This window comes from Eubacterium sp. An11, assembly GCF_002161065.1.
Taxonomy (GTDB): domain Bacteria; phylum Bacillota; class Clostridia; order Lachnospirales; family Lachnospiraceae; genus Anaerobutyricum; species Anaerobutyricum faecale.
Genome location: NZ_NFLV01000001.1, coordinates 61,100 through 75,727 on the forward strand (window position 1 = coordinate 61,100; position 14,628 = coordinate 75,727).

Annotated in this window: 11 protein-coding genes; 6 read left to right on the forward strand and 5 right to left on the reverse strand. The window is 49.7% G+C overall.

The window, feature by feature from the left end:
* The first annotated feature begins 12 nt into the window (after window positions 1–12).
* The 3 genes from B5E53_RS00190 to B5E53_RS00200 are packed head-to-tail and all read left to right on the forward strand — an operon-like array spanning window position 13 to window position 2,993.
* Window positions 13–795: an ABC transporter ATP-binding protein gene (locus B5E53_RS00190; RefSeq protein ID WP_087311595.1), complete on the forward strand. Its 783-nt coding sequence runs from the start codon at window positions 13–15 to the stop codon at window positions 793–795.
* Complete coding sequence (locus B5E53_RS00195; protein WP_087311596.1) at window positions 788–1,747, forward strand: ABC transporter ATP-binding protein; 960 nt, start codon at window positions 788–790, stop codon at window positions 1,745–1,747. Before B5E53_RS00190 ends, B5E53_RS00195 begins: the two co-directional genes overlap by 8 nt.
* A gap of 22 nt (window positions 1,748–1,769) precedes the next feature.
* Complete coding sequence (locus tag B5E53_RS00200; protein WP_087311598.1) at window positions 1,770–2,993, forward strand: hypothetical protein; 1,224 nt, start codon at window positions 1,770–1,772, stop codon at window positions 2,991–2,993.
* 224 nt (window positions 2,994–3,217) lie between these two features.
* Here B5E53_RS00200 and B5E53_RS00205 read toward each other — a convergent pair whose 3' ends face one another.
* The gene (locus B5E53_RS00205) at window positions 3,218–4,405 is read right to left on the reverse strand and encodes a CDP-glycerol glycerophosphotransferase family protein (protein WP_087311600.1); all 1,188 of its coding nucleotides are present in this window, start codon (window positions 4,403–4,405) and stop codon (window positions 3,218–3,220) included.
* 97 nt (window positions 4,406–4,502) lie between these two features.
* On the reverse strand, window positions 4,503–5,249 hold the full coding sequence (locus B5E53_RS00210; RefSeq protein WP_087311602.1) for a hypothetical protein: 747 nt from the start codon (window positions 5,247–5,249) through the stop codon (window positions 4,503–4,505).
* A gap of 214 nt (window positions 5,250–5,463) precedes the next feature.
* Here B5E53_RS00210 and B5E53_RS00215 point away from each other — a divergent pair, with 214 nt between their 5' ends.
* From B5E53_RS00215 to B5E53_RS00225, 3 genes are all read left to right on the forward strand, one after another.
* A complete protein-coding gene (locus B5E53_RS00215; protein WP_087311603.1) occupies window positions 5,464–6,309 on the forward strand; it encodes a hypothetical protein in 846 nt (281 codons plus the stop codon).
* Between the two features lie 139 nt (window positions 6,310–6,448).
* Window positions 6,449–7,408 carry a phosphate acetyltransferase gene (gene pta / locus B5E53_RS00220; protein ID WP_087311605.1) on the forward strand — a complete coding sequence of 320 codons (960 nt, stop codon included), beginning with the start codon at window positions 6,449–6,451 and terminating at the stop codon, window positions 7,406–7,408.
* Between the two features lie 149 nt (window positions 7,409–7,557).
* A complete protein-coding gene (locus B5E53_RS00225; protein ID WP_087312183.1) occupies window positions 7,558–8,658 on the forward strand; it encodes a glycerol dehydrogenase in 1,101 nt (366 codons plus the stop codon).
* Between the two features lie 166 nt (window positions 8,659–8,824).
* Here the strand turns inward: B5E53_RS00225 and B5E53_RS00230 are convergent, their stop codons facing one another.
* The 3 genes from B5E53_RS00230 to sbcD form a co-directional block, all read right to left on the reverse strand.
* Window positions 8,825–9,742, reverse strand: a complete 918-nt coding sequence (locus tag B5E53_RS00230; RefSeq protein ID WP_162611722.1) for an SH3 domain-containing protein — start codon at window positions 9,740–9,742, stop codon at window positions 8,825–8,827.
* A gap of 210 nt (window positions 9,743–9,952) precedes the next feature.
* Window positions 9,953–13,369, reverse strand: coding sequence for an SMC family ATPase (locus B5E53_RS00235; protein ID WP_087311609.1), 3,417 nt, complete (start codon window positions 13,367–13,369; stop codon window positions 9,953–9,955).
* A complete protein-coding gene (gene sbcD, locus B5E53_RS00240) occupies window positions 13,366–14,580 on the reverse strand; it encodes an exonuclease subunit SbcD (RefSeq protein ID WP_087311612.1) in 1,215 nt (404 codons plus the stop codon). Before sbcD ends, B5E53_RS00235 begins: the two co-directional genes overlap by 4 nt.
* Window positions 14,581–14,628 lie beyond the last annotated feature (48 nt).

Here is a 14,628-nt window from a genome sequence, read left to right on the forward strand (position 1 = left end):
GAGGCGAATGGTATGCTGGAAATAAAAAATGTCACGATTTCCTATGAGGAGCGTCCCACAGTCAGAAATTTCAGTATGACGCTCCATAAGGGGGAAATCGCTTCCCTGGTGGGAGAATCCGGCTCAGGGAAAACCACTGTGATCCGCGCGGTGTTGGGCCTGCTGCCCGGCGGCGGCAGAGTAACGGAGGGAGATATCCTTTTTGAAGGAAAGTCCCTGCTGAAAAATACAGGAGAGGAGTGGAGAACCCTTCGGGGCACGGACATTTCCATGATTTTTCAGGATTCCGGAGCTATGCTCAATCCCATCAGAAAAATCGGAAATGTGTTTGTGGAATATATCCGCACCCATGAAAAAATCAGCAAAAAAGATGCCTGGAAAAAAGGCATGGAGATGATGGAGCGCATGCGTCTGCCGGACGGGGATAATATTATGAATTCTTATCCTTTTCAGCTTTCCGGCGGTATGAGACAGCGTGTCGGCATCGCCATGGCAATGACATTTCAGCCGAAACTGCTGCTGGCGGATGAGCCGACTTCCGCTCTGGATGTGACCACCCAGGCGCAGATTGTGCGGCAGATGATGGAACTGCGGGATGAATATGGAACCAGTATCATTATGGTGACCCATAATCTGGGCGTTGCCGCTTATATGTCCGATCAGATCGTGGTCATGAAAGAAGGACAGATTGTGGACAGGGGCGGCAGAGATCAGATTCTCAGGGGCGGCAGCAGTGTGTACACGCAGGAGCTTCTGGATGCGGTTCCTTCTTTGGGAGGTGTGCGTTATGTTTGATGAGAAAGATCTGCTGCTGGAAACCAGGCATGTGACCCGGCGTTTTCCTGCCCCGGGAGGCAGAGTGTTGACGGCATGTAACGATGTCAGTCTGAAATTTTATAAAGGCAAAACGCTGGGCCTGATCGGAGAATCCGGCTGCGGAAAATCCACATTTATGCGTCTTGTGGTCAGGCTGGATAAACCTACGGAAGGAGAAATTCTTTTTAAAGGAAAAAATCTGACAAAAATGAGGGGAGAGGAGCTGCGGCAGACCCGCCAGCATATCCAGATGGTTTTTCAGGATCCAGGCGGGTCATTTAATCCGAAGATGCGGATCCGGGATATCATCTGCGAGCCGCTCATGAATTTTGGAAGGATCAAGGCGTCTCAGAAAGAGGAGACGGCCCGGAAACTTCTGGAGACCGTGGAACTTCCCGGTGAGTTTGCCAGCCGTTATCCCCACAATATGTCCGGCGGACAGCGGCAGAGGATTGCCATCGCCCGGGCGATTGCGCTGGAACCGGATCTGATCATCATGGACGAGGCCACCTGCGCCCTGGATGTGTCCGTACAAAAGACCATTATTGAGCTGGTGTGCAGGCTGCAGAAGGAGAAAAATATTTCCATCGGATTTATCGCCCATGATCTGGGCCTGATCCAGTCTTTCGCCCATCAGGTGGCCGTGATGTATCTGGGTAATATCGTGGAAATCATCCCGGGAGAAGATGTGGAGAAAGCGCAGCATCCTTATACGCGGACTCTGATAGAAGCGATCTTTGACACAAAGATGGATTTTAACAAAAAAATCGGGCGTGTGGACAGTGAGATACCAAGCCCTCTGGATATCCCTTCGGGATGCCCTTTTCAGACCCGCTGCAGCCATTGTACAGAATTGTGCCGGACGGAAAGACCGGTTTTAAAGACAATTGGAGAAGGACATCAGGTGGCCTGTCATTTATTTCATGAATGAAAAAAGAATGGAGTGATTGAATATGAGAAAATATATCCTGTTTTTTCTGACAGTCATCCTGCTGGGGTTTCTGGCTTTTGGCTGCGCGACGACAGACAGCGACGATATCGCCACTCAGAACAAGAGGGAGGCGGACGCCAGCGGCCTGGACAGTCATACGATCGGCGTCGCCACCTATAATATCAGAGACGCGCAGGTTATGATGTTTAAAGAGTATCTTGATCATTATATCGGAGACTGCTTCCCGGATGTGACATTTCTGTACTCGGAAAGCATCTCAGGAAGTGAAGAACTGATGGATTTTCTGGAACTCTGTGCGGAAAACGGAGCGGAAGGGGTGATGGTATTCGGCTCCTATGATCTGCAAAAAGAAGTTGCGTTCTGCGCGGAGCACGACATGTATATGATTCGTCCTTCTGCAACGTCTTCGGATGCTGATTTTGAGGCGGTGGCGTCAAATCCTTATTATATAGGAGAAATCGGGCCGGGAAGCGAACTGGAATATGAAGCCGGTGCGGATATGACGCGGACCATGGCAGAGGATGGGAAAACCTATCTTATTCTTTCCGGCGGCGCCGCCGAGGATAATGAAATGCATCGTCTGCGTACGCTGGGAATGCTGGAGACTCTGCAGGAAATTTATGGAACAGAGTTGGAACAGACTGCGGAAGAACTGGCGGTGACAGAGGAGACGGTCACCGTGGAGGCCGGCGGACTAAAAGTCACCGTTTTCCCGGGATATCTGGAAAGAGAAGAAAACGCTGCGGCAGCCGCTAAAATGATCGAGGACGGCGATTATACAACCGTTTTGTCCTCCGTTCCGGTCAGCCCGCTGATGGAGACACTGGATACCGTGAAGGTAGAGTGCGGTACGATTGACTGTTTTTCTGAGGATAATTCTTACGGATTTCAAGATGGGACCATTTCTTATGTGGCTGGCAAATACCAGTCGGAGATTGGTCCGGGATTTGCCGCTTTATATAATGCCATCACCGGCAATGCCGATGCTTTTCGTGAAAATGGCAGGGCCTTTCGTCTGAAACAGGGATTCTGGACGGCAAAAAGCAGCGAGGAGTACGAGAAAATGTATTCGCTGGCCCGCAGTATTTCTGTGAACGCTTATAATTATGAGGATCTGTATTCCGTTATTAAGAGTATGACTCCGGAAGCGGATTTCGATTCCTTAAAGACGCTGGCTGAAAGTTTCAGCTATGAAGCCTGCATGGAAAGGAGGGGATTACATTAATCTGATATAAACGTCTCAATGTCTGTACTCAATATTTCTCAATGAAAGAGAATCCTGTTTTGCAGGATTCTCCGCCTGCGGCGGGGCGCTTTTGCGACAGTAATCCGCCGCTGTGCAAAAAAAGGGAGTGATTTCAGCGAATCACTCCCTTTTTTGTCCGCAGGGTACCGTTATTTCCTGTGTACCGCCGGACGATATTATGGAAGGCGTACCGGCCGGGCGCGCTATTTGATCATAGAAATAATTCTCTCTGTGGCGTGTCCGTTGCAGCTTCCCATGAACTTATTCTTGAAGTCGATAACCTGCTGTCTGTCGAAACGCTCGTCGATATGGTGGATGGTATCCAGAAGCTCGTCCTGGGTTTTTACCACCGGTCCCGGTGTCAGGTCAAAATAGTCGTAGTAGAAACCGCGCCAGTCACAATAATCTTCATAGTCGTATGCATAGAAGATCATCGGTTTCTCAAAGAGTGAGTATTCGAAGATCAGAGAGGAATAGTCGGAAATACAGATATCCGCGCTGCAAAGCAGATCCTCGATGGTCAGTTCTTGTGTCAGATCCCTTGCAAAAGAGGACAGCTCTTCCGGAATCTCCGGCGGGCATTTGACGAAAGGATGATGCTTGCAGACGAGAACATATTCATCTCCCAGTTCTTTGGCGAAACGGTAGAAGTCAATCTCGTCCGGGGAAGTGGCGGAGGCCACGTGTCCGCGGAAGGTCGGCGCGTAGAGGATGACTTTCCTGCCCCGCGCTTCCGGCATGACTTCATAAAGTTTCTCTTTCCGGCTGTTTACGAATTCTTCATCATAAAATAAATCTGTACGGCTGATACCTGTCGCCTGGACGATGCCCTTTGGAAGGTTCATGGCTTCCTCGTAGGCCCAGATCACTTCCGGGCTGCTGACGGTCACCACATCCAGATTGCCGTAGTTCGGATATTTATCCAAAGTGGCGGCGGAGGCGCCGAACTTAAGCTCGGCGGTGCTTCGTCCGAACTTCTTGAAAGCGCCGCAGCCGTGCCACAGATTGATGGCCATGGTTTCCTCCCGGAGAGGAAGGCAGGAGAGAACAATGGATGCCTCGTCTAAAATAACACATTTACTGTTGGCAAGCTCCTTGATCATATGTTTTACATTTTCTGTGAATTCACGGCCTCTGGAAAAATTAAAATGCAGATGGGCTTCTGCCAGCTCGTATTTGCCGGACTCTTCCATCACATGATACATATGTTCCATAGAATTGGAGAGTTTGTCAAATCGCATCTCAAGAAAAAGAATCTTGTTCTCATGAACCGGATTATCTTTGCAGTATTCCCGGTAAAGACGAGGAAAATAAATCTTGTAGCGATAGTGTTTGTAAATCAGTTTTAAACGTTTGATAATTGCTTTTTTGATAGTACGAATGACTCCCATTGAGAAACTCCTTTTTAAATGTATTTTGTGCGCAGGGGCACTGTTTTCGGGGACAGACGCCCTGCTCCCGGCGAGACAGTTCCGCCGGCGGAACTTTTTATGATGAAATCAGTGAAATCAGGTTAAAAGTCAGACCGCAGATGATGCCAATGGAGGCGATGAGAAGATTCCACTGAAAAAGAAAATCAATGAATGTGTCCAGGTTACAGCCAAGCAGATGGGCGAAAACAGACACAAAAAGAAAAAGCAGTTCCAGAACCAGCAGGCCTTTGGCGGCCATGTGAAGGTCCTGACGGCTTAATTCCATGTTCATGGACACGCTGATTATAACATATAAATATGCAAACATTATTATTATATCAGTGCCGCCGAGCTGTTGCAAGGCTTTAAAAAAAGAATCTGTTCCGCTCTGAAATGCCCCGGGAAGCGCCTGAAGACTGGCAGGCAGCAGCCGGCCGATGAGAAAAAGAAGCAGGGGCGGCAGCAGGAGCGGGCCGACTCCGACGAAGAACAGTCCGGTATCCCGGCGGAGGCTGTGGAGCAGCCCGCTGCCTTCGTAGTGCATTTTCACGTAGCCGAGGGTGCCGCCGTTCTTTCGGGCCGTTTTCACCCGGCGATAAAGACAGACACTGTCAATATGATATCCAAAGATCAACGCAAAAATAAGGTGCGACAGTTCATGAACCGGCGTACCGATGAGATTAAAAAGATCCAGCAGAAAGTATCCCCGGGCGTTCCTGGAAAAATTCTGCCAGGCGGACTGTCTGGCACGGCCCATGAGGAAGCCGAAGACCACAAGCACCAGCAACATTTTGATATTAAATTGAATAAAGTAATCAAACATACGGATTCCCTCGTTGAAAATATGGCTTATCATATCATTAATATGCGGGTTTTACAAGAATCTTTATTATTTTATCAGACGAAAACGGAAAAAATGTGACAGAAATTTCCGGAATTTGCGGCTTCTGCGGCATAGAATTATATTGAAATTTCAGCGCGAATTGTATAAAATTAGTACATAATGTTAAAAAAGAGAGAAGAGATGGAGGTAGAACATGAGTGGAATTGTCATAATTATCATTGCTCTTGTGATCATTATCGCGGCCGTGGTTGTTGTGGTGACCGCGATGCCGGGAAAGAAGTCCGGAGAGCAGGCTCAGAGTGAACAGAGAAAGATCAAAGATCTGCAGGTGGATGCGGTGGAAATGAAAAGGAAAAAAGAGCCGGTAAAAGAAGATCCGGAGGTCACTGCCGCCAAAAAGGAGCTCTATCAATATCTGACCCAGGTGATTAAACGAATGTTTATGCATTACCGAAGAGGGAGCTGGGATAAGCTGACAAGAGTCAATCTTCCATCGGAAGGAGTGCAGAAACATTATGATAAGATCCGGCAGTCTCTCACACCTCAAGCCGCGCGTATTCTGGATGCGTTTTTTGCCTGTATTGATATGAAGGGCAGTGAGGAAAAGAAGCCGGGAGAGGTGCAGGACGGCGAGAAGCTGAAGGAGGTATTTCTCCAGATGGTTCTTCCGTTTTATCCGGTGTACTACGACAGGCTGGACGGAATCCGGTATACCTCTTTGCTGAATCAGACCATGCTTAATCTGTTTCACCGTCTGACCGGCAAGAAGTTCCGTCTGGGTTACAAGAACCGGTATAATTCCGGCGTGACCGCTTACCGTTGGGAGGGCAGCCGCTATCAGGTGTATGCCGAGGACGGCACCAGGCTCTGCGACGCAGTTTTCCGGGACGGAAAAGTGTGGGAAGGATACGCCTGTCTGCCTGTGGAAGAACAGAAGGATGATGACTGGGAACTGATGCAGGCGGGGACTTTCCGCGATGGCGTGTTTGTGGACGGAACACTGCAGTATATATATAGGAAGAAATGCGGACAGATCTGACAGAAATGAGGCACAGTACAGCCCATGTTCAGGATAAAATACTTGCAATATCGGCAGTACAATATTAAGATAGAGTTACATGTATTTTGTATACATGCTCAAAAGATATATAAATTATTTTATTGGAGGGACAAAAAGAATGTTTGCAAAATTAGAAGAACAGTTAAAAGCAGCTACAAGAACCATCGTCTTTACAGAAGGTACGGATGCCCGTATTCTGGACGCGGCAGATAAGCTGACCAATCAGGGTATCCTCAATGTGATTCTTATTGGTGAGGAAGGCGAAGTGAAGAAAGCTGCTGCAGACGGCGGATTCCACATTGACAAATGCCAGATCGTCAATCCGGCGGCTTACGATGAGATGGAGCCGATGGTGGAAGAGATGCTGAGACTCCGCAAGGGAAAGATGACAGAAGAACAGGTAAGAAGCGCTTTATCACAGGGCAACTATTTTGGAACCATGTTGGTAAAGATGGGCAAGGCAGATTGTCTTCTGGGAGGAGCTACTTACTCCACAGCGGATACCGTTCGTCCGGCTCTTCAGCTGATTAAGACAAAACCAGGCAACAAGATCGTAAGCTCCACCTTCATCATGGTAAAAGGTGACGAGAAACTGGCTTTCGCGGACTGTGCCATCAACATTGATCCGAGTGAAGATGATCTGGTGGAGATTGCCATTGAGAGTGCGAAGACAGCAAAGGTATTCGGTATTGATCCGAAAGTCGCTATGTTATCTTACTCCACACTGGGTTCCGGCAAGGGCGAATCCGTGACAAAGATGGCCAACGCCACAGCAAAGGTAAAAGAGCAGGCTCCGGATCTTGCCATCGACGGCGAGCTGCAGTTTGACGCTGCTGTATCTCCGGAAGTCGCTAAGATCAAATGTCAGGGATCTCCGGTAGCCGGACAGGCCAATACCTTTATCTTCCCTGATATCAGCGCAGCCAACATCGGTTATAAGATCGCAGCACGCCTTGGCGGATATGAAGCCATCGGACCGGTTCTTCAGGGACTGAACGCGCCGATCAATGATTTAAGCCGTGGATGTAATGCAGAAGAAGTATACAAGATGGCTCTTGTTACGGCGGCGTTAAGCTGATTTTTTGTGCAATTTATAAAATAATTTCTTTCCTTTATACAAAGTATTTGTTATAATAGTGACATAAAGTTTCGGAATGAAGGAGACTTTGTGGCATGATGTACATGCCGGAATATATGCATATGCATAAGGAAAGGAAGGATTCTATTATGGCAAATGTAATTATCAGCCCGTCAAAATATGTGCAGGGCGCAGGAGAACTTTCAAATGTGGCGGAATACGCGGTGAAGCTGGGAAAGAAACCGTTTATTCTGATCAGTGAAGGCGGACGTAAGCGTGTGGGAGGAACCATCGAAGACAGTTTCAAAGATACCGGGTGCGAACTGGTCTTTGAGATTTTCAATGGTGAGTGTTCCAGAAAAGAGATTGACCGTCTGGTTGCCATCGTAAAAGAAAAAGGCTGCGACCTGGTTCTCGGTGTCGGCGGCGGAAAGATTTTTGATACCGCAAAGGCTGTTGCTTACTATACAGAGAATCCGGTTATCATCTGCCCGACCATCGCAGCAACGGATGCTCCTTGTTCCGCACTGACCGTTGTATATACCGATGACGGTGTATTCGAAGAATATCTGTGGCTGCCGGCTAACCCGAATCTGGTGCTGGTAGATACCGATATCATCGCCAAAGCACCGGCAAGACTGCTGGTATCCGGCATGGGTGATGCGCTGGCTACATATTTTGAGGCAAAGGCATGTCAGATTTCCAACGCCACCAGCTGTGCGGGAGGTAAAGTGACTGTGGCAGCCATGACTCTGGCAAAGGCATGTTACGATACTCTGATCGAAGAAGGTGTCAAGGCAAAACTGGCTGTGGAGCAGAATGTATGTACACCGGCAGTGGAGAAGATCATTGAGGCCAACACCCTCCTTTCCGGCATCGGATTTGAGAGCGGCGGACTGGCAGGCGCACATGCGATCCATAATGGCCTGACCTGCATTAAAGAGTGTCATCACCTGTATCACGGCGAGAAGGTTGCCTTCGGTACTCTGACGCAGCTGGTTCTGGAGAATGCAGACGAAGATCTGCTGGATGAAGTGATTTCTTTCTGTATGGAAGTAGGACTTCCTACCACATTTGCAGATCTTGGTATTGAGAATCCGGACAAGGATGCTCTGATGGAAGCGGCAACACTGGCAGCGGCTCCGACAGATACCCTGGGCAATGAGCCTGTGGAGATCACACCGGAGAAAGTTTACGCAGCTATGGTTGGAGCGGATGCTCTGGGAAGATATTACAAAGGACTGGAATAATCCTGAGAAGGTATTTTAAATCAATGAATCCTGCCCGGGCGGGTTTTGCCGGCCCGGCGGCAGGTGCCAGTGATATATTATTTTAAATAAAAATGCGGAAGCTTTTTTGATGGAAGCTTCCGCATTTTTATTATGTAAGTACCGTTTTTGTAACTATGCACGCGCTCTATCGCTGGCTGCCACAAAAAGCAGCGGCGTCATAACAGCATGTCCAGTAGGAACCTGGATAATAGGTGGAGATGACGACCCGTCCTCTGGTAGAAGAAGCGTGGATATACTGATTGTTGCCGATATAAAGGGCGGCGTGGTTGGAACCGGACTCGATCCGCATGAGGATATCTCCTTCCTGCAGAGCGGAAAGAGGCTTCCGGTAGGCCGCGAGACGGGCAATCTGTCCGCTGGTGGTTTCACCGATATTGACGCCGGAGGCGGCAAGGTAGACATCACGCAGAAGGCTGGAACAGTCGGCATATCCCGGCATATTGCGTCTGGCCTGGCTGTACAGGTCGCCTAACCTTGCTCTGGCGGCGGAAATCACCTTCATGCGCAGAAAATCCGTACTCGGTGAACTGGCGGCAGTGCTGGCGTTGTCCGAAGAAACAACCGATGCTGTCTTCTGGGAGGAGGTCAGAGAACTGCTGATATAGCGAATCTGTTTTTTATATTTGACCTTCATCCAGCCGGAGCTTTTGCTGAGACACTTAAGCTTGGTGTTCCTCGGCAGCACAGCCACGGAACTGTAACCGGTTCCGGGGCCTGTCCTCAAATTGACGCCGTCGCCGGCCACATAGACGATCTTGTACTGTTTTTTCAGATAGCGGGATTTGATGTAACTGACGGAGCCGTTGACCTTGACGGCTGCCCAGGAGCCGGAAACCCCGATCTTTTTCACCCGCGCTCCTTTTCGAATGGTAGTCTGCACCGGATAGTCAAGACCCGGTCCTTTTCTCAGGTGGACGGTGGTTTTTGTCGAGCATACAGTCTTGGCAGTTGCTTTGTAGGCAGCCCGGGCATGGACAGGCGCTGCCAGAATCAGACATGCAGACGACAGAAGGATCAGACCATGTCGAAATTTAAAATGCATGCAACATCTCTCCCTTTTATTAATGATTTCCATTACATATAAATAGAGTATATCATAATATATTAAGAAATGGAAACAAAATTGTAATGTTTTTTAGGCATTTCTTGATATAGTTTATGCATTTTATGACAGATTCATTACAAAAAAAGTTACATTTTGTCCGAAACTGCAGTTACAACAGAGAAACCATGATAAAAGAAGAGACATGACTCAACTGTATTCCATCCGGATCGTGCTGCCATTCTGGCTGACGTCTGACGGGGTGACGATGAGTTTTACCGGTACCCGGGCCTGAATGGCTTCCACATGGGTGATGATGCCGATGCTCCGACGGGTGCTCTGGAGTCGTTCAAGGCTTGTCATGACCACATCAAGCAGTTCATCATCCAGATTTCCGAAGCCCTCATCCAGAAAAAAGAGTTCCAGGGGAGCCGTTCCGTTTAGCTGGATCACCGAAGAAAGAGCGAGAGCCAGGGAGAGGGAAGTGATAAAAGTCTCGCCTCCCGACAGGGTGTCGCATGGGCGCAGGATACCGCCATTTTTGTTGTCCCGGATGACAAACTCCGCGTTCTCGTTGATTTCCAGTTCATAATTGCCGTTGGAGATGGAAGAGAGGATCACGGAAGCCTCTGAGGCGATGTAGCGGAGCCGGGATTCCGATACATACTCGATAAAGGCGTTGCCTTTGAACAGCTGTTCCAGCTGCCGGATGAGTCCCCGGCGATGCAGAGCTTCTTTGTGCTGTGACAGAAGGTCTTGTTTCCGGCTCAGTTTTTCCTCGCAGGATTTTATCTCGCTAAGAAGGACCGCTTCCTCTTTTTGCTGCTGTTCCAGCGCCAGGTCGGCCTGTCTGGCGCTTTCCTTCTTCTCTGCCCATTCTTCCTCGGAAATGTTCTGGTTTTGCCTCTTTTCTTCCAGATAGGACAGCCGCTCTTTTGTCCCGGAAAATGTCTCCTGAAACTCGTGGAGTTCTTCTTCCATGGCAGCGAGAGTCTCCTCAGAGAGACAGGCCTCCTTTATATCCGCGTCCGGAGCGAAACCGGCGAGGTCCAGCTGCTTTTTCAGCATCTCTTCATCCTGTTCCTGATTTTTCCGGCAGAGCTGCCTCTGGTTTTCCGCCGCCGACGCTTCTTCTTTTCTGGATTGCAGCAGTCCGGTCTCCTCCTGATATTGTCTGTCCAGCGTTTCCTTTTTTTCTTCCAGCTGTTTTCGCTGTTCTTCCGTATGTTCCAAGAGAGCGCTAAAGTCATCGGAAACGGAATATCCTTCGGGAAACTTCTGTTCTTCTTCTTTGATAAGAGCCGCATAGTGAAGCGCTTCGCTGCGGGCTGTGGCAATCTCGCCGGACAGGGACAGACACTCTCTGGTGAGAGCCTCTCTGTTGTTTCTGCCTTCTTCCAGCTGCTGTCTCAGAAGAAGGATTTCCTCCTGCAGCGCATCATATTTCTTCTCGGCCTCCCGTTTTCCGGCGAGGGCTTCAGTGAAATTCTCCGTATTCCACTGACGCCGCAGGGCAAGGATTTCATTGCCTTCCTGCTGAAGTTTCCGGTATTGTTCCTGATTCTGTTTCCGTAGCCGGCTGTACTGTTCTTCATACTGGGATGCCCTGGCCTGACTGGCATGAAAGGAAGAGGAAAGTTCCTGCAGCTGCCGGCGGATGTCTTCCGGGCGGAGGGCATCGGGAGCGCTGACAGCAATATCCGGACGACCGGAAAGGGAAGAAGTTTCCGAAATTTCTGCGGTGGAAAAAGGAGCAGATGGCTCCGAAGGCCGGGCTTCGGAGCGGCCCGCCGGTTCCGGAAGCAGATCTGTGATGGTCTTAAGATGCGCTGAGATGGCGGATATCTGTTCCTCTGACGTCCTTTTGCCGCTATCCAGTTCTTTTTCTCTGTCGGCCAGTGTGCGAAGCTGTTCCTGCAGTTTTTGTATATTGGTCAGTGCAGCCGTGTCGGCGTCACTGCTGTCAGGAAAACTGTCATGGAGAGAAACTGCTTCCGGTGCCGCATCGGCATGGTGGATCTGTCCGCAGACCGGGCAGGGAGCTTTGTCCCGAAGATGGCTGCGGAGAATCAGCGCCATGTGCTGTTCCTGCAGTTCTTCCAGTTCCTTCTCAAAAGCCCCTCTGGTTTCTGATAACTGACGGAGATGTGTGCAGATCCGGGACAGATCATTTTCATGATGCGCCAGACTGTGCCGGGCGGCGGACTGGAGAGAGCGAAGCTGTTCTTTCAGAGAGGAAAGCGAGGCCAGTTCGTTTTCCAGCCGCTGCTTCTGTGTCTGTTCTTCTTTTTTATTTTCTTCATAATGCCCCCGTTTTTCCCTGTAGGTTTCTTCCAGAAGATGTCCCTCTTCCAGACCATGAAGTTCCTCCCGGGAAGGACGAATGCCGGCGGCAGCCTTTTCTTTTTCGGCGAGTTCCTTTTGCAGCTGTTCCTCCCGCTGCCGGCCATCCACTTCTTTTTGCTGCAAAACTGTCAGTTTTTGCTGATTTTCCTGCCGGCGGCGTTCCGTTTCCTTCAGGCTGGTGTTCCAGTTTTTGATGGAGCGGCTGCGCTCCATGGCGTTTCTGAAATCCTGCTCCTTTTGTATGAGTCCCGGCAGCAGTACAGAATATTTTTCGGAAAGTGCTTCTTTTTCTTTTTGTATGTTTTCGCAGATGGCCAGTTGTTCTTTCAACTGTTTTTGTATATCCGCGAAGGCTTGTTCTGCCTGTTTTGCCTCCCGGGCGCTTTTTTCTGCCTGCAGCGCAAAAGGGCGGACCTGGGCGGCCCGTTTTCCAAGAGCCAGCTGCTTCTCTTTTTCTTCCATGGCGGGCTGCCGCCGCAGGCAGTCCTCATATTTTTTGCGGACCGGTTCATATTCCAGCAGGAGAGAGCGTATGGCGTCGGCTTCCTGAAAGGCCTGGCGGGCCGCTTCTTTTTTTTCGGCTGTTTTTTTCAGTTCTTCCCTTAAAAGCGCATGACTTTGACACATTTTATTGAGAGAATCCCCGGAAACATTTTCATAGCCCTGGAGCTGTCCTTCCAGATTGCTGAGAAGGAGTTCCTGCTTTTGTTTTGCCGAGGAAATTTTCTGAGTCAGTTCTAAGCCATACTGTTCCAGATGAAAGATCCGCTGGAGCATGCTGCGGCGCTCAGCGTTCTTCAATTTGAGAAATTCGCTGAACTGTCCCTGGGGAAGCACTACGGTGCGCATGAAGTCCTCGCTGGTCAGTCCCAGAAGACGGATACATTCCTGGGTGACTTCTGTGGGACGGTCGGCAAGAATAAGAGGCTTCTCACCGGTGACGTCCGCCAGCGAAGCGCCGGTATTGCGGACGGTGGAGGAATGATTTCCTTTGTGATACCGGAAAGAACGCTCCACCTGATATTGATGGGTTTCTGTGGTTGTGATAGAAAAAAGAAAAGAAACGGCCGCCGTCTCTTCATTGATATTGATAAAATTTTTGGTGGAGCGGGGAAGTCTGGCGTACAAAGCCAGGGTGATGGCGTCCAGAATACTGGATTTCCCGCTGCCGGTGGGACCGAAGATGCCGAACAGACCGGCGGAAGTCAGTGCTTCAAAATCAATGGTCTGTTCTTTCCGGTAGCTGTTGATTCCCCGCAGGGTCAGTTTTAGTGGCCTCATTGCAAATCCTCCTCTCCGTCTGTCATGATGTCCAGCAGAAGTTCCAGGGTTTCTTCGTCCATTTCCGTCTGGAACTTCTTTTTATAATAGTTTTTCACAAGAACCTCAAAAGGAAGTTCTTCTATTTTTTCAGAAGATGGGGAAGTTCCGCTTCCTTCCGGGAAAATCGGGCGGATAGACAAAATGTCTGCCTTCAGCCGTTTCATGGCGCGAATCTCCTCCTCGTGAATATAATGATCGGTCTCAATTTCCAGATACACCCAGGAATCCTCTCCGGCATGCTCTTCACAGAGGGCAATGGCTTCTGCGGGACTTTTGCAGTGCCAGATTTCAATGGGTTTGTAAACAGGAAGAGGGATTTTTTTGATTTCGCAGGGAGTGCCGGGATGAAGGGTTACGGCCACCACCTGATTGCCAAAGGAGATTTCCCGCTGGTTATAATGGAGAGGAGAACCGCTGTAGAGAGCGTTTCGTCGTCCGGGAACCTGCTGAGGTTTGTGGACATGGCCGAGAGCAATGTAATCGGCTGCTTCCGGAAAGATATCCCCGGGAAGAAGATAACTGCCGCCCAGCTGGACGCTCCGTTCTGAACCGTCTCCGGTGCTGTTCATGACGAAGAGATGACTCATCACCAGGTGGACGGCGTCCGGACGGAACTTTTTGGCAAGATCCGAGAAAAGCCGGCGCATCCGGTTTTCATAGCTTTCCGCCTGCCTGGACTCGTCATCAGAAGCGTTCAGGTAAAGCTCTCCCAGACGTTTCTCACTGGGGAAAGGAACCAGAAGCAGATCGGCCTTTTCACCGTGAATCTCGGCGTGAATATAGCCGGGACCGCTGTCTGTGATCTGATTTTTTCCGTACTGTCCCGGCAAAACTACTGTATTGGGCGTCCCGGCCATGACGATACCGTGTTCTTTGGCCAGGGGGCCGGAAGCGGTCAGGCGCTCGGGATTGTCGTGATTTCCGGAGATGATCACTGTCATACAGCGGCCGTCCCGGGAAAGCTGTTTTAAAGTGTCATAAAAAAGCTGTTCCGCCATGGCGGGCGGATTATAATTATCATAAATATCACCGGCAATGAGGATCAGGTCAGCTTCTTCGTCCCGGCAGATGCGCACGAAATCGGACAGGAACTTCTCCTGTTCCGGGAGACGGCTGTGGCCTTCCAGATTCTTTCCCAAATGCCAGTCGGCGGTGTGTATGATTTTCATGAATGTCCTTCTTTCTGTAATTCCTGTATTCTCATCTTATACCAGCGC